This window comes from Paraburkholderia sp. CI3 (genome assembly GCF_050436505.1).
GTDB lineage: Bacteria > Pseudomonadota > Gammaproteobacteria > Burkholderiales > Burkholderiaceae > Paraburkholderia > Paraburkholderia tuberum.
Window position 1 is genome coordinate 1066943 of sequence record NZ_JBNDMI010000003.1, and the last position, 18649, is coordinate 1085591.

General features: G+C 63.9%; 15 protein-coding genes and 1 pseudogene. 9 read left to right on the top strand and 7 right to left on the bottom strand.

Annotation, left to right across the window (positions count from 1 at the left end; genetic code table 11):
* Positions 1 to 3 precede the first annotated feature (3 nt).
* Entirely contained in the window at positions 4 to 429 is a 426-nt protein-coding gene (tssE, locus tag OKW29_RS13595) for a type VI secretion system baseplate subunit TssE (RefSeq protein ID WP_184010942.1), read from the top strand.
* Between the two features lie 861 nt (positions 430 to 1290).
* Here the strand turns inward: tssE and OKW29_RS13600 are convergent.
* Entirely contained in the window at positions 1291 to 1587 is a 297-nt protein-coding gene (locus OKW29_RS13600; RefSeq protein ID WP_184032152.1) for a hypothetical protein, read from the bottom strand.
* A 771-nt stretch (positions 1588 to 2358) separates the two neighbouring features.
* On the opposite strand from OKW29_RS13600, the gene OKW29_RS13605 reads away from it, so the two are divergent.
* The 3 genes from OKW29_RS13605 to OKW29_RS13615 all read left to right on the top strand — a co-directional run bounded on the left by OKW29_RS13605 (position 2359) and on the right by OKW29_RS13615 (position 5151).
* Entirely contained in the window at positions 2359 to 3651 is a 1293-nt protein-coding gene (locus OKW29_RS13605) for a cation:proton antiporter (RefSeq protein ID WP_187626475.1), read from the top strand.
* 412 nt (positions 3652 to 4063) lie between these two features.
* Complete coding sequence (locus OKW29_RS13610) at positions 4064 to 4342, top strand: DUF1488 family protein (protein WP_018423012.1); 279 nt, start codon at positions 4064 to 4066, stop codon at positions 4340 to 4342.
* A gap of 17 nt (positions 4343 to 4359) precedes the next feature.
* Positions 4360 to 5151 carry a phosphate/phosphite/phosphonate ABC transporter substrate-binding protein gene (locus OKW29_RS13615; RefSeq protein WP_429291425.1) on the top strand — a complete coding sequence of 264 codons (792 nt, stop codon included), beginning with the start codon at positions 4360 to 4362 and terminating at the stop codon, positions 5149 to 5151.
* 33 nt (positions 5152 to 5184) lie between these two features.
* Here the strand turns inward: OKW29_RS13615 and OKW29_RS13620 are convergent, their stop codons facing one another.
* From OKW29_RS13620 to OKW29_RS13635, 4 genes are read right to left on the bottom strand one after another with little or no spacing between them, the layout of a single operon-like run.
* Positions 5185 to 7254: an acetyl/propionyl/methylcrotonyl-CoA carboxylase subunit alpha gene (locus OKW29_RS13620; RefSeq protein ID WP_429291426.1), complete on the bottom strand. Its 2070-nt coding sequence runs from the start codon at positions 7252 to 7254 to the stop codon at positions 5185 to 5187.
* Positions 7255 to 7306: 52 nt separating this feature from the next.
* On the bottom strand, positions 7307 to 8095 hold the full coding sequence (locus tag OKW29_RS13625) for an enoyl-CoA hydratase/isomerase family protein (protein ID WP_429291427.1): 789 nt from the start codon (positions 8093 to 8095) through the stop codon (positions 7307 to 7309).
* A gap of 49 nt (positions 8096 to 8144) precedes the next feature.
* Positions 8145 to 9752 carry a carboxyl transferase domain-containing protein gene (locus OKW29_RS13630; protein WP_429291428.1) on the bottom strand — a complete coding sequence of 536 codons (1608 nt, stop codon included), beginning with the start codon at positions 9750 to 9752 and terminating at the stop codon, positions 8145 to 8147.
* A 52-nt stretch (positions 9753 to 9804) separates the two neighbouring features.
* Positions 9805 to 10986 carry an isovaleryl-CoA dehydrogenase gene (locus tag OKW29_RS13635; protein ID WP_018423017.1) on the bottom strand — a complete coding sequence of 394 codons (1182 nt, stop codon included), beginning with the start codon at positions 10984 to 10986 and terminating at the stop codon, positions 9805 to 9807.
* A 247-nt stretch (positions 10987 to 11233) separates the two neighbouring features.
* Between OKW29_RS13635 and OKW29_RS13640 the strand changes: the two genes are divergently transcribed.
* The 3 genes from OKW29_RS13640 to OKW29_RS13650 all read left to right on the top strand — a co-directional run bounded on the left by OKW29_RS13640 (position 11234) and on the right by OKW29_RS13650 (position 14316).
* Complete coding sequence (locus OKW29_RS13640; RefSeq protein ID WP_429291429.1) at positions 11234 to 11971, top strand: TetR/AcrR family transcriptional regulator; 738 nt, start codon at positions 11234 to 11236, stop codon at positions 11969 to 11971.
* A 39-nt stretch (positions 11972 to 12010) separates the two neighbouring features.
* Positions 12011 to 12934 (top strand): DUF72 domain-containing protein, encoded by a 924-nt coding sequence (locus tag OKW29_RS13645; protein WP_429291430.1) that lies wholly within the window; start codon positions 12011 to 12013, stop codon positions 12932 to 12934.
* A gap of 263 nt (positions 12935 to 13197) precedes the next feature.
* Positions 13198 to 14316: a 3-deoxy-7-phosphoheptulonate synthase gene (locus OKW29_RS13650; RefSeq protein WP_429291431.1), complete on the top strand. Its 1119-nt coding sequence runs from the start codon at positions 13198 to 13200 to the stop codon at positions 14314 to 14316.
* A gap of 244 nt (positions 14317 to 14560) precedes the next feature.
* Here the strand turns inward: OKW29_RS13650 and OKW29_RS13655 are convergent, their stop codons facing one another.
* A complete protein-coding gene (locus tag OKW29_RS13655; RefSeq protein WP_013092091.1) occupies positions 14561 to 14839 on the bottom strand; it encodes an HU family DNA-binding protein in 279 nt (92 codons plus the stop codon).
* A 349-nt stretch (positions 14840 to 15188) separates the two neighbouring features.
* Between OKW29_RS13655 and OKW29_RS13660 the strand changes: the two genes are divergently transcribed.
* Together OKW29_RS13660 and OKW29_RS13665 are read left to right on the top strand one after the other, a co-directional pair.
* Entirely contained in the window at positions 15189 to 15572 is a 384-nt protein-coding gene (locus OKW29_RS13660) for a hypothetical protein (RefSeq protein WP_429291432.1), read from the top strand.
* Positions 15573 to 15813: 241 nt separating this feature from the next.
* Positions 15814 to 17787, top strand: a complete 1974-nt coding sequence (locus OKW29_RS13665) for a putative bifunctional diguanylate cyclase/phosphodiesterase (RefSeq protein WP_429291433.1) — start codon at positions 15814 to 15816, stop codon at positions 17785 to 17787.
* A 27-nt stretch (positions 17788 to 17814) separates the two neighbouring features.
* Here OKW29_RS13665 and OKW29_RS13670 read toward each other — a convergent pair.
* Positions 17815 to 18273: pseudogene (locus tag OKW29_RS13670) on the bottom strand (DUF899 family protein); the annotation flags it as partial.
* Positions 18274 to 18649: the final 376 nt, after the last annotated feature.

Genomic DNA, 18649 nt, shown 5'->3' on the forward strand with positions numbered 1-18649 from the left:
TCGATGCCGGCGGGACCGTCTCTCTACGATATGCTGCTCGGCCAGATCGGCGGCGAGCCGCTCGACGCATACGACGACCGCACGCTCGAATGCCTGAGCGTGCAGCAGAACGTGCAGCGCATTCTGAACACGCGCGCGGGCGCATTGAAGCACCTGCCCGATTACGGTCTGCCGGACATGACGAACATCTACAAGGCATTGCCGTCGTCGGCGCACGCGCTGAAGCAGCAGATGGAAGCGACGCTGCTGAAATATGAACCTCGTATTCGCGCGATCGACATCGACATCCTCGAGGACGACGACCCCGGCGTGCTGGTCAGCTTCGAAATGACATGTCATTTGAAGAAGGCCGGGCTCGTGCGCTTCGGCACGTATTTCGAGCCGCCGGGGCGGCTGCATATACGACGCCGGATGCAGGGGCGTGGGTAATCAGCGTTATCCGCATGCCAGTCGAATCCGACGCTACGATTCAGATCTATTCGGGAATTCGCCGGTCGATTCGACCGCGACATTTGTTCACAGTTGCTCGGCGGGTAACTCGCTATAGTGGGCAAGGTCGATCACGGGTCCGATCGACCTTCCCAGACAGGCATTGAGTCTGTCCTTCGGCAGCCTCGATCACGCCTCGTGTTCGAGGCTTTTTTCCTTGCTGCCCCGTTAGCAAGCGATCACGTGGCCGGTGTGCCGTCCGCCGCATTCATGCGCGCGGGCCGTTCGTGAGGATCGGGACTATCGGTCTGAGTCGTCCCCGCGACGGAGACAATAACGGCAAACAGAAAGGATTTTCGAATAAGCATTATTTGTTCCGCTTGCTTTTTCACCCGCATTTCACACAGCCGCCATAAATCGCGAGCTAAACATGCTCTTTTCATTGTATCGCTTGTGCATAAAATATAAAAAGTGAACCCCGAATCACATTTTCGCGATTCCCGTTCGACTATAACGATTAAGCAAGAAACGCAAAGCAGACAAAAGTTAAAATCGTTGTTTTTCCCTGCCGTGCGGATGTGGCAGTGCGTTACCGAGCGCCCGCAATGTCGACTGACAAAAAAAATCCCGCACAGGGGGCGGGATTAAAACAACAGGACGCTGAGGAGACGAGCACGCCCTGCCTGGGACCCACACGCACCGCAGGGATACGCGTGGTTATTTTGACGCTCGCCACAACCGACAACCGTAGTCGACGGTCAATGATCGCGAGTGCTTTGAAATGCCGGGACCGCCTGGGCACCCCTGTGCGCGCTCACGCCTGCCGCGTGGCACCACGGCGCCGAGCGCCCCGTGTGGAACTCAGGCCGCCTTGCGCGCGAACCCGTCGCCCATCACGCTTACCACGTCGTCGACGACCCGAGTGGCGGCCGCGAATCCAGCCGCCAGCACTTCCCGCAGATCGGTCGACGAACGACCGGGCACCGAAGCTACCCGGAAAGCGGTCGACCACTCGCCGCCGATCAGCCGCGTCTTCAACGTGACGCTCGCCACGTACGCGCGCCGCGCCGTGGCACTGCCGACACGGGTGGACATATCGGTCGCGCGCAACGCGTTGACCACGATGTCGAATCCCCGATAACGATAGGTTTGCTCCATGCTCTTCTCCGTCTTCACCCATTGCTACACAACAGCATTTCGCCATGTATCGATGCTGCATCATTCTCGACTCGCGTTTGTCAACAATTGTCATATCCTGGGCGATTCCCGGTTAGAGCTTTCCCTGCTCTCGACCTGCCAATTCCGGCGTCAACGATGCTCAATGACGAGCAAAACAGTTTTACTGTGAGATTAGATATATGCTTTACAGATTTTGGAACAATGAGTCACAAGGCTCCATGCAATGTGAAGTCATCGGACCGGCAAATTCGGATTACAGATTCATACCGTTTATTCAGATTCGATTGAATAGCCTCGACGAATCAAGCCCCGCGAACCATCTCGAAATAAAAAGCTATATCCCAAAATAAAGACCGGAACTCCTCCGGCGCTTCAGTAGTCCGAACACTGCCATTGCCCATCGTGGCGCCCGTCCGGCGAGCCTGGCTCCGCCCGGTTCGCCGTCATCCGCTCGTGGTCCGATAAAAAGCACGCTGCGTCTGGCCGCATCGTCCGCTGCGTTTGAATAAAGTGTCCGTCCCGGTACGTCGCTCGATCGCCAGCGGCATAGATCGTGTCATTACAGACCGCAGATCGCTTATCGGATTGAATGAGCCTGAATAAGGAATTGCTGGTGAAACATCTCGCTGGTTCAATATCGCAATTGTGTCGGCATTCTCTGCCTGCCTGCTTTATGCCTTGTCGCGCGAGTTACCTCGGTGCCACCGTGATCACGCGCTCGCGCCGCCGCGAAGCGGGAGAGCGTGCACGATGAGCGTCTTCCAGATTGCCGGTGCGCTGTTCGCCATCGTCGCGCTGTTTGGCGTCCTCAATTATCGATTCATCAGGTTGCCCGACACGCTCGGCATCACCGCGGTCGGGCTCGTCGTCTGCGTCGGCATTTCTGCGCTCGGGTTCTACTATCCGGCGATGGCGATCGCCGCGCGCAAGATCGTCGTGCAGATCGATTTTGCCGACATCGTGTTTCACGGCCTGCTAAGTCTGCTGCTGTTCGCCGGCGCGCTGCACGTCGATCTGTCGAAGATGCGCACACAGCGGCGCGCGGTGCTGATGCTCGCGACGATCGGCGTATTGATTTCGATCGCGGTGGTCGGCTTCGGCTTTTACTACGCGGCGCAATGGCTCGGCCAGCCGGTGAGCCTGCCGTGGTGTCTCGTGTTCGGCGCGCTGATCTCGCCGACCGATCCGATCGCGGTACTCAGCGTGCTCAAGCGCGCGGCGGCGCCCGAAAGCCTCGAAACCAAGATTACCGGCGAATCGCTGTTCAACGACGGCACGGCCGTCGTCGCATTCGTCACGCTAGTCGGACTCGCGACCGGCGCGAACGAGTTTTCCGCGGGCGCGATCGCATTCGATCTGCTGCGCGAAGTCGCCGGAGCGCTCGTGCTGGGCGCGGCGCTCGGCTTCGGCGCGTCGCTGCTGCTGCGAGGTATCGACAGCTATCCGGTCGAAATCCTGATCACACTCGCGCTCGCGACCGGCGGCTATAGTCTCGCCGAAGCGCTGCACGTGTCAGCGCCTCTCGCTGTCGTGATCATGGGGCTCGTGATCGGCAATCACGGCGCGTCGACGTCGATGTCGGAGAAGACGCGCGAGCATCTGTTCAACTTCTGGGACCTGCTCGACGAGTTGCTCAATCTCGTGCTGTTCGGGCTGATCGGACTCGAAATCATTGCGCTGTCGCTGCGCGTCGAGATCGTTTGGCTCGGGCTCGCGGCGATTCCGGTCGTGCTGTTCGCGCGCGGCGTCAGCGTCGCGATTCCGCTGCTCGCGCTGCAGAACTTCCGGCGGCTCAGTCCGCATTCGGCTGTCGTGCTGACATGGGGCGGACTACGCGGCGGCATCTCGATTGCGCTCGCGCTGTCGCTGCCGGAGTTTCACGGACGCGAAATGTTCATCGGCGTCACGTATCTCGTCGTGGTATTCAGCCTGCTGATTCAGGCGACGACATTGGGCCCGCTGATCCGTCGGCTCAATATCCCGGCCGCTCACGCAACCCGGCCAGCCCCGCCGGACGCATCGCCTGCACAAAACGCGCGCTAATCGTAAAGTGGATACCTACGCCGATCTGCACCGCGAGGTTGGTGAGAAAATCCAAACACAGTCCGAGACCGGCGCGAGCGGCTCTCGCGTCGATTTCGACATTGGATTGGAGCGCCCGTTTTAAGCGTTTTCTGAGCAGTGCCCGCCGCGATTCTGACCCGGGGCGGCCCTCCAGCAGGCGAGACCGATGGCGACTCGAACCGCCGCCGTCTCCCTCCGGCCACGGTTCACGCCGCGGCCCTGGCTCGGACTTCAACGAGTCCGCCGCCAGTTTCTGGCTTACTTTTCGCCAGTTTCCGGACCGTCGCGCCTGCCGCGGCGCCGGGCATTTGGCCGTCAATGCCGGTTCTCCCACATACCTGGCAGGCGCGGTTTGTCATCCTGTCGATTCAGGCGTCCGAAGGAGTTCGCCATGTCGGTCTATGTCGATGAAGGGTTCCGGCCCTGTGTGACGGAATGCGCGACGGTCGCGTTCCGCGTGTGCTGCGACGATCGTGCGCAGATTTTTGAAGTTAGCGCCGACGCGCTGGTCGAGTTCTGTGGCGCCGTGAGCCGTCGCAAGCAGGACCTGTTGGTCGCGTTCGAGGATGCGCAGGACGAGATCCTCTCCGTAGCCGCGCAGCGATGGCAATTCACGCCGAGCGAGCCGGTGCGGCTCGGTCTCGATGAATTCAAATTGGTCAGACATTAGGCGCGAGAAACGCCTTCATGAACTGGATCGCCGCCCTGCCGATGTACAACGTGACACCCGCGCTCGACCTCGAATGGCGCGAGTGGCTCGACGACGTGCTGCGCCGGGTCAAGCCCGCGTGCCGCATCGTCGAACCGGACGAGGAACTGCACGGCTTCTGGCGGCGCCCGAATCTGCTGATTTCCCAGACCTGCGGTTATCCGCTGATGCAGGGGCTGCACGCGCAGGTGCAATTGGTCGCGACACCCTGTTTCGATGCGCCCGGCTGCGACGGCGCGCATTACTCGAGCGTACTGGTCACGCGTGCCGAGGCGCGCTTCGACTCACTCGCCTCGTGCCGAGGCGCACGCGCCGCCTACAACCAGGACGATTCGAACAGCGGCATGAACGCATTTCGTCACGCGGTCGCGCCGCTCGCGCGCGCCGGCATGTTCTTCGGCGCGGTGCTGCGCACGGGCTCGCATGTCGGCTCGCTGCGCGCGGTCGCGGACAATCGCGCGGACGTCACCGCGATCGACTGCGTGACCTACGCCTTCGTTTGCGACGTGCTTCCGGAACTCGCGGGGCGCGTGCGCGCGATCGGCATGACCGCCGCCTCGCCGGGCTTGCCGCTGATCGCCGCGGCCAATGTGCCGCCGGCCACGGTCGCCGCGTTGCGCGACGCGTTGAACGAGGCGCTGAGCGTCCGCCCCGAGCGCGCAAAACGGCTGCGTTTAAGGGGTTTTTCGAGGTTGCCGCTGACCGACTACGCGCGCATCGGCGAGCTGGAAAGCGAAGCGCGCGCCGCGGGCTACGCGCGGCTCGCTTGATTCACCTACACGCTCATCTGCCACTCGACGCGCTTATTCACCCGCCTGCTGCACCTCCAGCACCAGCAGTTGCGCGCCGTCGGCGACCTGATCACCGACTGCATACAGCACCTCGGCGACCGTGCCCGCCGCCGGGGCGCCGATCGTATGCTCCATCTTCATCGCTTCCATCACGATCAGCGGCGCGCCCTTCTCGACCACCGCGCCTGGTTCGACCAGCACCGCGATCACTTTGCCCGGCATCGGCGCGGTCAGACGGCCTTCGCCATGCTCGGCATCCGCGGCATGCGCGAGCAGGTTCTGCCATTCGAATGCGAGCGTCTCACCATGGCAGAACACGTGGAACCTGTCGCCGTCGACGAATACACGCCCCGTCACGCGCGCATCGCCGATCGTCGCGCGGAATTCATGGGCACCCGCGCCGACCGACCATGTGAAGTCCTCGCGCACGCCGTCGTGTTCGAGTGTTTGCACGAGCGCTCGCGTGTCCCCGTTGCGCGCGAAAACGACCGTGAACGCGTCGGGGCTGTCGTCGTTGGCGCCGTCGTCGATCACGCGCCAGCCGAGCGTTTGCGTGTAGCCGCTATTGAGCCGCCAGTGCGACAACGCGTCCCACGGCGATGCGCCGTGCGCGGTGCCGCCCTCGCGCGTCAACAACGCGGCGCACGCGAGCGCGAGCGCTTCCTTGAACGGCTTCTGTGCCGGCGCGAACAGCACGTCGTGATGACGCTCGATCAAACCGGTGTCGAGCTCGCCGCTCGCGAACGGTTCGCTCGCGACGATGCGCCGCAGAAACTCGACGTTCGTGTGCGGCCCGACCACCTCGCAGGCATGCAGCGCACGCGCGAGGCGCGCCAATGCCTCCTCGCGCGTCGCGCCGTGCACGATCAGCTTGGCGATCATCGGATCGTAGAACGGCGTGATCGTGTCGCCCTCGCGCACGCCGCTGTCGATACGCACCGGCGCCTTGCGGCCCGGCTCGCCGAGCCCGGCCGCGTCGATCGCGAACTCGACGCCTTCGGGCATGCGCAGATGCTTGAGCGTGCCGGTGGACGGCAGGAAGCCGCGCGCCGGATGCTCTGCGTAGATGCGCGCCTCGATCGCGTGGCCGTCGAGCTTCAACTGCTGCTGGGTGACCGGCAAACTCTCGCCCGCGGCAACGCGCAACTGCCATTCGACGAGGTCCTGCCCCGTCACCATCTCGGTGACGGGATGCTCGACCTGCAGCCGCGTGTTCATCTCCATGAAATAGAACTCGCCGGTCGGCGTCATGATGAACTCGACCGTACCCGCGCCAACGTAGTTGACCGCGCGCGCGGCGGCCACGGCCGCTTCGCCCATCGCGCGCTTGACCTCGGCCGAGAGCCCCGGCGCGGGCGCTTCCTCGAGCACTTTCTGATGACGCCGCTGCACCGAACAGTCACGGTCGAACAGATAAACGGCGCCGCCGTGCCGATCGGCGAACACCTGGACCTCGACGTGACGCGGCCGGGTCAGATACTTCTCGATCAGCACGCGATCGTTGCCGAAGCTGCTCGCCGCCTCTCGCTTGCACGACAGCAGCGCGGCCGCGAAGTCCGCGCTGCGCTCGACCACGCGCATGCCCTTGCCGCCGCCGCCCGCGCTCGCCTTCAGCAGCACCGGATAACCGATCGTGTCCGCCTCGCGCTGCAACAGCTGCGGCTCCTGGTCGTCGCCGTGATAGCCGGGCACGAGCGGCACCGCGGCCGCGTGCATCAGCGCTTTCGCGGCGGCCTTCGAGCCCATCGCGGCAATCGCTTCGACCGGCGGTCCGATAAAGACGATGCCGGCCGCCTCGCACGCATGCGCGAAGTCTTCGTTTTCCGAAAGAAAGCCGTAGCCCGGATGCACGGCCTGCGCGCCGGTCGCGCGCGCGGCTTCGATGATGCGCTCGATGCGCAGATAGCTTTGCGCCGCCGTCGAACCGCCGATATGCACCGCTTCGTCGCAGGCGGCGACGTGTTTCGCGTTGGCGTCGGCGTCCGAATAGACGGCCACGCTCGCAATGCCGAGCCGCTTGCAGGTCGCCGCGACGCGGCACGCAATTTCACCCCGGTTGGCGATCAGGATCTTGTTGAACATGAGTGTCTCGATGAAATGGGCGGTACGGGGCGATGGTTGTTAGCGGAGCATGTCAGTTGCGCCAGCCCGGCGTGCGCTTTTCGAGGAACGACGCCACGCCTTCGCGGCCCTCTGCGCCGGCCCGCGTTTTCGCAATCCGCACGGCGGTGTCCTCGATCAGCGCGTCGCTCAACTCGCGGCCCGCGATGTCCTGCACGAGCCGCTTGCAGGCGCGCACCGCTTGCGGGCCGTTCGCGCACAGCGTCTGCGCGAGCTGCGCGACCGTCGCATCGAGCTGTTCCGCACTGGTGACCGCTTCGCTGACTAAACCCAGCCGCAACGCGGTCGCGCAGTCGAACGCCTCGGCGGTGAGGAAGTAGCGCCGCGACGCCTGCTCGCCGAGCGCACGAATCACGTATGGCGCGATCGTCGCGGGAATCAGCCCGAGCCGCGCCTCGGACAGGCAGAAGTGTGCGCTGTCGACCGCGACGACGATATCGCATGCGGCAATCAGGCCCATGCCGCCCGCGTATGCGTCGCCGCTCACGCGCGCGATCACCGGCTTGTTGCAGCGATATACCGCCGACAGCATGCCGGCGAGCCGCATCGCATCGGCGCGGTTCTCCTCGTCCGAGTAGCCGGCCATTTTCTTCATCCAGTTCAGGTCGGCGCCCGCGCAGAACGCCTTGCCGTTCGCGGCGAGCACGACCGCGCGCACGTCGTCGTGCGTGTCGAGCGCGGTGAATGCGGCGGTCAGCTCGGCGATCATCGTTTCGTTGAACGCGTTGCGCACGTCCGGACGATTGAGCGCGACCGTCGCGATCTGGCCGGCAAACTCGACCTTCAGCGTTTCGTATTGCATGCGTAACACTCCTTTGCCTTACGCGGTCGCATCGCGGTGACGCGGGCCATCACATTCTGAACACGCCGAAACGCGTGTCTTCGATCGGCGCGTTCATCGCCGCCGACAAACCCAGCCCAAGCACGTCGCGAGTTTGCGCGGGGTCGATCACGCCGTCGTCCCACAACCGCGCGCTCGCGTAGTACGGATGGCCCTGATGCTCGTATTGCTCGCGGATTGGCTGCTTGAACGCCTCTTCTTCCTCCGCGCTCCAGTTGCCGCCCTTCGCTTCGATGCCGTCGCGCTTGACGGTGGCGAGCACCGACGCGGCCTGCTCGCCGCCCATCACCGAGATGCGCGCGTTCGGCCACATCCACAGGAAGCGCGGCGAATACGCGCGGCCGCACATGCCGTAGTTGCCCGCGCCGAACGAGCCGCCGATGATCACCGTGAACTTCGGCACCTTCGCGGTCGCGACCGCGGTGACCATCTTCGCGCCGTTCCTCGCAATGCCTTCGTTTTCGTACTTGCGGCCGACCATGAAGCCCGTGATGTTCTGCAGGAACACGAGCGGAATCTTGCGCTGGCAGCACAGCTCGATGAAGTGGGTGCCCTTCAGCGCCGACTCGGAAAACAGAATGCCGTTGTTCGCGACGATACCGACCGGATGCCCCCAGATATGCGCGAAGCCGCAGACGAGCGTGGTGCCGTAGCGCGCCTTGAATTCGTCGAATGCGGAATCGTCGACGATACGCGCGATCACCTCGCGGATATCGAACGGCTTGCGCGTGTCGACCGGAATCACGCCGTAGATGCTCTGGGTGTCGTAGCGCGGCGGCTTCGGGTCTTGCAATACGAGCGGCGCCGGCTTCACGCGGTTCAGATGGCCGACGATGCTGCGCGCGATCCCGAGCGCATGCGCATCGTTCTGCGCAAGATGATCGACGACGCCCGACAGACGCGTATGCACGTCGCCGCCGCCGAGATCTTCGGCGCTGACCACTTCGCCGGTCGCGGCTTTGACGAGCGGTGGGCCGCCGAGAAAAATCGTCCCCTGGTTCTTGACGATGATCGACTCGTCGCTCATCGCCGGCACATACGCGCCGCCCGCGGTGCACGAGCCCATCACGACCGCGATCTGCGGAATACCCGCGGCCGACAGATTCGCCTGGTTGTAGAAGATGCGGCCGAAGTGATCGCGATCGGGAAATACGTCGTCCTGATTCGGCAGATTCGCGCCACCCGAGTCGACGAGGTACACGCACGGCAAGCAGTTTTCGCTGGCGATTTCCTGCGCGCGCACGTGCTTCTTCACGGTGACCGGATAGTAGGTGCCGCCCTTCACGGTCGCGTCGTTGCAGACGATCACGCACTCCTGTCCCGCGATCCGGCCGATGCCGGTGATCACGCCGGCGCCCGGCGCGTCGTCGTTGTACATGCCGTACGCGGCGAGTTGCGACAGTTCGAGAAACGGCGTGCCCGGATCGAGCAGTTGCGCGATCCGCTCGCGCGGCAGCAGCTTGCCGCGGCTCGTGTGCTTGTCGCGCGCGGCCTGGCCGCCGCCCTGCGCGAGTTGCTCGATCTTCGCGCGCAGATCGGCAACGAGCGCTTCGAGCGCCGCCGCGTTCGCGCGAAAGTCGTCCGAGCGTGGGTTCAGTTTCGATTCGATGATCGGCATGACGTCGCTTCTCCAAAGTGCGGCGTATTGAGGGGGCTCAAGCGCGCTTGTATCACAGCGTTTCGGCAAACAGCTCCCGGCCGATCAGCATGCGACGAATTTCGCTCGTGCCCGCGCCAATTTCATAGAGCTTCGCATCGCGCCACAGACGACCGACCGGATACTCGTTGATATAGCCATTGCCGCCGAGAATCTGGATCGCCTCGCCAGCCATCCAGGTCGCCTTTTCGGCCGTGTACAGAATCACGCCCGCGCAGTCCTTGCGGACCTGGCGCACATGGTCGTTGCCGAGCGTGTCGAGTTGGCGGCCGACCGCGTACAGATACGCGCGGCATGCCTGCAGCGTCGTGTACAGATCGGCTACCTTGCCCTGGATCAGCTGGAATTCGCCGATCGACTGGCCGAACTGCTTGCGGTCGTGGATATACGGCACGACCGCGTCCATCACCGCGACCATGATGCCGGTCGGGCCTCCCGCGAGCACCGCGCGTTCGTAGTCGAGACCGCTCATCAGCACGTTGACGCCGCCGTTCAATGCCCCAAGGATATTTTCCTCCGGCACTTCGACGTCCTGAAACACCAGCTCGCCGGTGTGCGAGCCGCGCATGCCGAGCTTGTCGAGCTTCTGCGCGACCGAGAACCCCTTCATGCCCTTCTCGACGATGAACGCGGTAATGCCGCGCGAATTCGCTTCGGGATCGGTCTTTGCATAGACGACCAGGGTGTCGCAGTCGGGGCCGTTGGTGATCCACATCTTGGTGCCGTTCAGCACGTAACGATCGCCCTTCTTCTGGGCGCGCAGCTTCATGCTGACCACGTCCGAGCCCGCATTCGGCTCGCTCATCGCGAGCGCGCCGACGTGCTCGCCCGACACGAGCTTCGGCAGATACTTGCGCTTCTGCGCGTCGGTGCCGTTGCGATGAATCTGGTTCACGCACAGGTTCGAATGCGCGCCGTACGACAGGCCAACCGATGCCGACGCACGCGAAATTTCCTCCATCGCGACCATGTGCGCGGTATAGCCCATGTTCGCGCCGCCGTACTCTTCGGAAACCGTCATGCCGAGCACGCCGAGGTCGCCGAACTTGCGCCACAGGTCCATCGGGAACTGATCGGTGCGATCGATTTCCCCGGCGCGCGGCGCGATTTCTTTGGCGGCGAACGACGCAATGCTGTCGCGCAGCATTTCGATCTCTTCGCCGAGCGGGAACTGCAAACCGGGCAGATTGGGCATTGCGGTGTCTCCTGAGTTCGTGGGCGGCCGCTGATGGAGCGCGAAGCGGCACGCGAAAGCATGTCAACGCGCATTTCACGCCAGATTGACGTAAGCGTCAATAGCTATTTTTGAGTGTTACTCAGAAATTTATAAACCCGCGTCAGCCGGCCGATTCGGTGCTACGATCGCGTTCATCTGGCACAGACGCAGCGTTCAAACGCCAGCTCGAGCCCCAATCCGCATCACAAATCTGAATTTGACTCATATGACGGTTGCCGAGAAGGCCGGATTACCTGTCTCGCGTCGCCAGCCAGCCGGGCGCAAGTCGCAGCAGCGCGTGAAGGAGATTCTTCAGGCGGGGCGCGACGTGTTCTCCGAAAAGGGCTACGAACGCGCGACGACCGCGGAAATCGCGCAGCGCCTGGGCGTTTCCGAGGCGACGGTGTTCAGCTACTTTCGCGGCAAGCGCGAGTTGTGCGCTCGTGTCATCCGCGATTGGTACGACGAGATCATCGACGCGATCGAAGCGGGCCTGCCGCGCGACGGCAACGTGCGCCAGCAGTTCGCGTTCATCGTGCGCATGCATCTGCGGCTGATGCTCGTGAATGGCACCGATCTGTGCGCGCTGGTGCTGTCCGAAGGCCGCACGCGGCATCACGAACTGAGCGAAGCGCTGACCGAACTGCAGCGCCGCTACACCGCGCCGTTGATGCGCGTGCTCGCGCAAGGCCAGCAGAGCGGCGAGATTCGCTCCGACATGCCGCTGCGCCTGTTGCGCTCGATGGTGTTCGGCCCGATGGAGCATGTGCTGTGGGACGCGACGCTGACGAACCGGCAGATCGATATCGACGCCACCGCCGATCAGTTGATCGACGTGCTGTGGGTCGCGCTGACGCCGCCCGACCTCGCACTCGGCGCGTTGCAGCGCTTTCGCGTGGAAGTGGCCGCAGCGAGCCGTCGTTTCGACGAAGCCAGCGCCGCGCGCCGCGAGAAAAGCGGCTAGTCTACGAGCTTTCCCGCCGCAGCCCGAAGGAGAGCCCAAGTGCCCGCAGCGACAAGCGCGAAGGAAAGCAACAAGCGAAGCGAGAAGTCTGGCGAAGAACGCGGCGACAAACCGAAAGCCGCAAAGAAAGCGCCAACGAAAAAATCAACCGAAACGTCGTCCAGATCCACGTCCGCCGCACGCATTCGCATCGGCATCGGCGGCTGGACCTATGCGCCGTGGCGCGGGCCGTTTTATCCGGAAGACCTGACGCAAAGCCGCGAACTCGAATATGCGAGCCGGCATCTGACGTCGATCGAAATCAACGGCACGTTCTACGGTTTGCAGAAACCGGCCAGCTATGAGAAGTGGTATCAGGAGACGCCCGACGATTTCGTGTTCTCGCTAAAGGCGCCGCGTTACGCGACCAACCGCAAGGTGCTCGCCGAAGCCGGCGACACGATCGAGCGATTCTTCGCAAGCGGGGTGCTGCTGCTCAAGCAGAAGCTCGGGCCCATCAACTGGCAGTTCGCGCCGACCAAAAAATTCGACGCCGACGATTTCGAGGCCTTTCTGAAGCTGCTGCCCGCGAGCATCGAAGGACAGAAGCTGCGGCACGCGGTCGAGGTTCGTCACGATTCGTTCAGGACACCGGAACTCATCGCGCTGGCGCGCAAGTACAAGGTCGCGGTCGTGCTCGCGGCCGACAGCGAGTATCCGCAGATCGCCGACATCACCGCGCCGTTCGTCTACGTGCGCATCATGGGCACGAGCGAAAAGCAAGCCAACGGCTATTCGACGAAAGCGCTCGACGCATGGGCCGAACGCGCGCGCCAGCTCGCCGCGGGCATCACGCCCGACGAGCTCGAGACCTGCGCGGAGCCGCCCGCGAAAGCCGCCACGCGCGACGTCTATCTATATGTGATCAGCGGCTTCAAGGAGCGCAATCCGGCCGCCGCGATGGCGTTGCTCAAGAAGCTCTGAATCCGCCGCGCCGCCTGCCCGCCGGTCCACCTGCCATGAGGCCGGCGCGGGTGTCATAATCGCGCCAGCGCATCCGTGCGCGGTCGCGTCGGCTTCGCGTCAAGCCCGACGCGAGACCTTGCGTCAAACCTCGCCCGAGGCACGCAGTAACCCAATCCGCACGGTCCACGTCAAACCCACGCGGCGCCCGCACGCCCTCATCGCGGCGGCGCTCGCATAATCAGGCGGCAAGGCCGCCTCATCAACCGATTGCGGAGAACATCTTGAGCGCCCTCGACAATCCCCTGCACGATCAGGAAGTCGGCTCGGCCGACGCCACCCAGGACACCACGCGCATCGACGACGTGCGCATCGGCGCGGTCCGTCCGCTGATTTCCCCCGCGCTGCTGCAGGACGAACTGCCGGTGCCGCCCGCGGTGCAGTCGCTGGTCGAGAAGACTCGCGTCGAAATCGCCGACATTCTGCACAGCCGCGACGACCGGCTCGTGCTGATCGTCGGCCCCTGTTCGATTCACGACCACGACCAGGCGATCGAATACGCGCGCAAGCTGAAGGCCGCCGCCGATCACTACCGGGACGATCTGCTGATCGTGATGCGCGTGTACTTCGAGAAACCGCGCACGACGGTGGGCTGGAAAGGCTACATCAACGATCCGCGTCTGGACGGCAGCTTCCGCATCAACGAAGGCCTGCGTCTCGCCCGGCAATTGCTGCTCGACATCAACGGTCTGGGCCTGCCCACGGCGACCGAGTTTCTCGACCTGTTGAGCCCGCAATACATCGCCGATCTGATCGCGTGGGGTGCGATCGGCGCGCGCACGACCGAGAGCCAGAGTCATCGTCAGCTCGCGTCGGGACTGAGCTGCCCGATCGGCTTCAAGAACGGCACCGACGGCGGCGTGCAGATCGCCGCCGACGCGATCGTCGCGGCGCGTGCGAGCCACGCGTTCATGGGCATGACGAAAATGGGCATGGCCGCGATCTTCGAAACGCGCGGCAACGACGACGCGCACGTGATCCTGCGCGGCGGCAAGAAAGGGCCGAACTACGACAGCGCGTCGGTGCAGGCGACCTGTGAAACGCTAAGTTCAGCGGGTCTGCGCGAGCAGGTGATGATCGACTGCTCGCATGCGAACTCGAACAAATCGCACTTGCGGCAGATCGAGGTCGCGGACGATATCGCGCGGCAACTGTCGGAGCGCGAGCGCCGCATCATCGGTGTGATGCTCGAAAGTCATCTGGAAGAAGGCCGTCAGGACCTGAAGGCCGGTGTGCCGTTGCGTTACGGCGTGTCGATCACGGATGCCTGCGTGAGCTGGGCGCAGACCGAACCGGTGCTCGCCACGCTCGCCGAGGCAACCCGCAAGCGTCGCGCGGGCTGACAGGGCAACGCACGGACCGCCCGATCGCGATGGCCGCGGCGGGTCCGCTTTAGACTCGATCGAAGCCGGTCGAGCCCACGAACGCCTGGCTCAAGGAGCCAGACACACGCGCCGCACCAGTTGCCGGCGAATCGCCCGGCCGGGTTGGGCAGCGCGTGATCCTCACGCCCGACGCATCACTCACGCGCGCCTCACAGCGGGGCTGCGGCGCGCATCGCGAATGCTCCGGCGTGAAGCGCGTTGCTTACGACGCGTTGACGGCTTCCTTGAACGCCTTGCCTGCGGTGAACTTCACCGTCTTGGCCGCGGCGATCTGAATCTCTTCGCCCGTCGACGGATTGCGCCCCACGCGTGCCGCGCGCGCGCCGGTCGAGAACGAACCGAAACCGACCAGTTGCACCGTATCGCCGCTCACCACGGCCTTGGTCACTGCCTCGACGATCGCGTCGATGGTCTGGCCGGTTGCCGCTTTGCTTTCGCCCGTCGCTGCGGCGACTGCATCAATCAGTTCCTGTTTGTTCATAGCACTTCCCGTATGGTAATCATGGAACCGGCGCCCTCTGAGGCGCCGGGACCGACACACTAACGCATAGGCGCACCTTCGCGCAAACCCTTGGTGTAAGGCTTGTATCAAGGCAGAGCCGCCGGTTTGACGTTTTTGCGCCCCAAACTGCCATAAGAATCGCGAGCTTATGCACGCGCGCCACCTTATGAGCATTCGCCGCGCATCACAATCCGTTGCAATTTCAGTACTTTAGGTCGCGTTACGCGATCCCGCGCCGGCTTCCCGATGACGATAGCCCTTTTCGCGATGCGCGGGCGCGCCATTTGCGGCACATGTCACAAGTTAACTTTCGGCAAGACATAAAGAAGTGAGAATTCGCCACTTTGCAACATGCGCGCTGCTCGCCGCGTTGTCGTCGGCGGCGGCCGCGGCCGACGACAACGCGTGCGCGACCCTCATCGGTGCGACGAACTCCAGCGCCGCGCAGAGCTTTTCGCTGCGCGACGGCGAACCGGTCGACTTCGTTGGCGGCGGAAAAACGGTGCACGGCAAGCTGCTCGTGTTCAGCGACGGCAACGTGTTTCGCGCGTACTGGCAGCCGGATGACAGCCCGGAAAAATACGTGCTCGCGAATGCTGGCGCCGACGCGGTCCGGCTCGTCTCGGCCGCGCCGCGTGGCACACCCGCGCCGGCCGGCCAGCCCGGCACCGCCATGCGGCCGCAGCGGGTCCTGTCGTGCCCCACGCTTTGAGCATGCGCGAAGGCCGCCTTTTGCTCGAGTCTCGCGATCGGCATCCGGCACAAACGTCTGGTTCCAGCGCCGCCAACACGCGCCGCCAGGTAGTACTTACCGCCCGACTATCCGTAAGCGCGCAGCCGGGTTCACGGACCCTTGACTGCGATGCTCCGTTACCCCTTTGAGCGCTCAAGTTAATCAGCCTCGCGCCGATATAAACAGCTGCGTTTAGCGCGCAAACGTTAAAGGGATGGCGATGGCTTGGCTTGCGAGATTGAAGAAGGTACTGTCGGTCGCCGAGGGTGACCGGGAGCTGATGCGTGCGCAGTTGCACGCGTTCCGCCGCCAGGTACCGCTTCTCTACTTCATCCTGCTCGTCAACACGGCGGCGGTGGCGGCGACGCATCTGGACAGCGCACCGGCCTGGCTGTCGATGTATGTGCCCGGCACGCTCGGCGCGCTGTGTGTGTTTCGCTGCGTGCGCTGGTGGCGCAAACGCAACCATAAGATGACGGACGCTCAGGCGGTCCGCGAATTGCGCAGCGTGACATGGATCGTCGGCGTGTTCGGCGTCGCGTTCAGCGGCTGGTCGGTGCTGCTGTTTCCGTACGGCACCGCCTACCAGCAGGGGCAGGTCGCGTTCTATATGGCGACGACGCTGGTCGGCAGCATGTTCTGCCTGATCCATCTGCGCAAGCCCGCGCTTCTGCTGCTTTGCATCGTCATCCTGAGTTTCTCCGGCTTCCTCGTGTCGAGCGGCTCGCCGGTGTTCTTCGCGATGGCCGTCGACATGGCGCTGGTCGGCGTCGCGCTCGCGGCGGTCATCCAGCTTTACTGGCGCACCTTTGCAGACGCGGTGCACGCGCAACGCGAACTGCAGGCAAGCCAGCACAACACCCAACGGCTCAGCGACGACAACTACCGGCTCGCCAGCATCGACAGTCTGACCGGCCTGCCGAACCGGCGCAGTTTCTTCGCGGCGCTGAGCGCGATATCGGAGCAGGCGCTCGAAACCGGTGGCGGCTTCAACGTCGGCCTCATCGATCTGGACGGCTTCAAGCAGGTCAACGACATTTACGGTCACGCGAGCGGCGACCTCGTGCTGCAGGAAGTCGGCACGCGGCTCGTGTTGATCGGCGAAACGGGCTTGATGTTCGCGCGTCTGGGCGGCGATGAATTCGGCGTGCTCGTGCGCCACAAGGTGTCGAACGAAGCGCTGGTCGAGTTGGGGCTGCGTATCTGCGATGCGCTCAGCCAGCCTTATCAAGTCGCCGACAATGTCGCGCAGCTGTCGGGCACGATCGGCTGGGCCGCGTTTCCCGACGCGGGCTCGACGGTCGCGCAGGTGTTCGAACGCGCCGACGCCGCGCTCTACGTCGGCAAGGAAAACCGCCGCGGCATGCCGGTGATTTTCTCGACCGAACACGAAACGCAGATGCGGCGTCTAAGCCTCGTCACGCAGGAGCTGCGCCATGCGGACCTCGAAGCGGAACTGTTTCTCGAGTTCCAGCCGATCTACGATCTGCTCACGCGCCGGCCGATCGGCCTCGAAGCGCTCGGTCGATGGCACAACGCGCGGCTCGGCATGGTCAGGCCGGAGGAATTCATTCGGATTGCAGAGCGGACCGAGCTGATCCTCGGCATCACCGACGTGCTGCTGCGCCAGGCGCTCGCCGAGGTCGCGCACTGGCCCGCCGATCTGTATCTGTCGTTCAACCTGTCCGCGATCGATATCTCGACGTCGGCGCGCGCGCGCCGCCTGATCGACATTGTCGCGGCAAGCGGCGTGTCGCCGCATCGCGTGACGTTCGAAATGACCGAAACCGCGTTGACGCGCGATTTCGAGCAGGCGCACAGCGCGATGACGATGCTGAAGCAGGCCGGCTGCCGGCTGTCGCTCGACGATTTCGGCACCGGCTATTCGAGCCTCAGCTACGTGCATCGGCTGCCATTCGACGCGATCAAGATCGACCGCAGCTTCGTGAGCGACGTCGATACCAACAGCGCCTCGAAGAAGATCATCAAATCCGTGATCGACCTATGCCGCAACCTCGGGCTCGAATGCGTGGTGGAAGGACTCGAAACGCCGTTGCAGGCCCAGGTCGTGAAGGCGCTCGGCGCGCGCGCGGTGCAGGGCTATCTGTTCAGCCTGCCGATGCGGGCGAGCGCGGTCGGCACGTTTCTGTGGACCGCGCTGGCCCAGAGCCACGCGGCGCAGACGCATTCGTAGCGCTCGATCGCTCCATGGCAGCGCCGCTCAATACGCCAGCTTCGGATACCAGTCGGTGCCACGGCCGCCCGGCGTCATGTCGAGGATCGTCCACAACGGCATCGGATCGGGCGCGCCGCGCGGGTCCTGTCCGGGGTCCGACGTCGACGGCCCCATCTCCTCGGCCCAGAAGTGCCGCACGACGCCGCCCGTGCGCGTGAATACGTTCAGCGCGGGAAGGTCGTCGCCGGCGGGATCTTCGGCCGCGTAATCGCGATTGAACGTGTTGCCGCCCGACGAATACAGCCGCAGATGCCGCCAGCCGCGCTCCTGCTTGAACGCGACGAGCCTGTCGACCGGCGAGCGGCCGATCACCGCGAACGCGACGCGCTGCAGGATATCGGGCATTTCGCCGTCCCACGCGCTCAGTAGCGACGTGCACATCGGGCACGGCCGCGCGCGTTGCGGTCCGAACATCCAGTTGTAGGTCACGAGCGTGTCGTGCGCCACGCATTAGTTCTGGGCATTGACATCGCACAAAATTAGGTTCAGGGTATTGACCTATCGACATGAACCCACCTACCGCTTAAACCCGACCGTCCGAAGACCCGGCCGTTCGGTTGTGAATATTTTCTCTGTGGGACAAGCGCCGCAGGCGCGCGTCAGGCTCGAGTGTGTACAACTGAGGAACCGCCGCAGGCGGCTGTCCACACCCTTGCGGTGTGGGCAGCTTAGTTGTGCACACGGGGAACGCCAACCAACGGATCCGTTCATGAGGTTGTCGAGAACCGAATGCGAGCTGACCTTGAGCGAGAGATTTCTTTTTGAATTTTTTTTCATCGTCGCAAAGATTGACTAGCGAGGGTGTTGCCGGCGAGTCCGA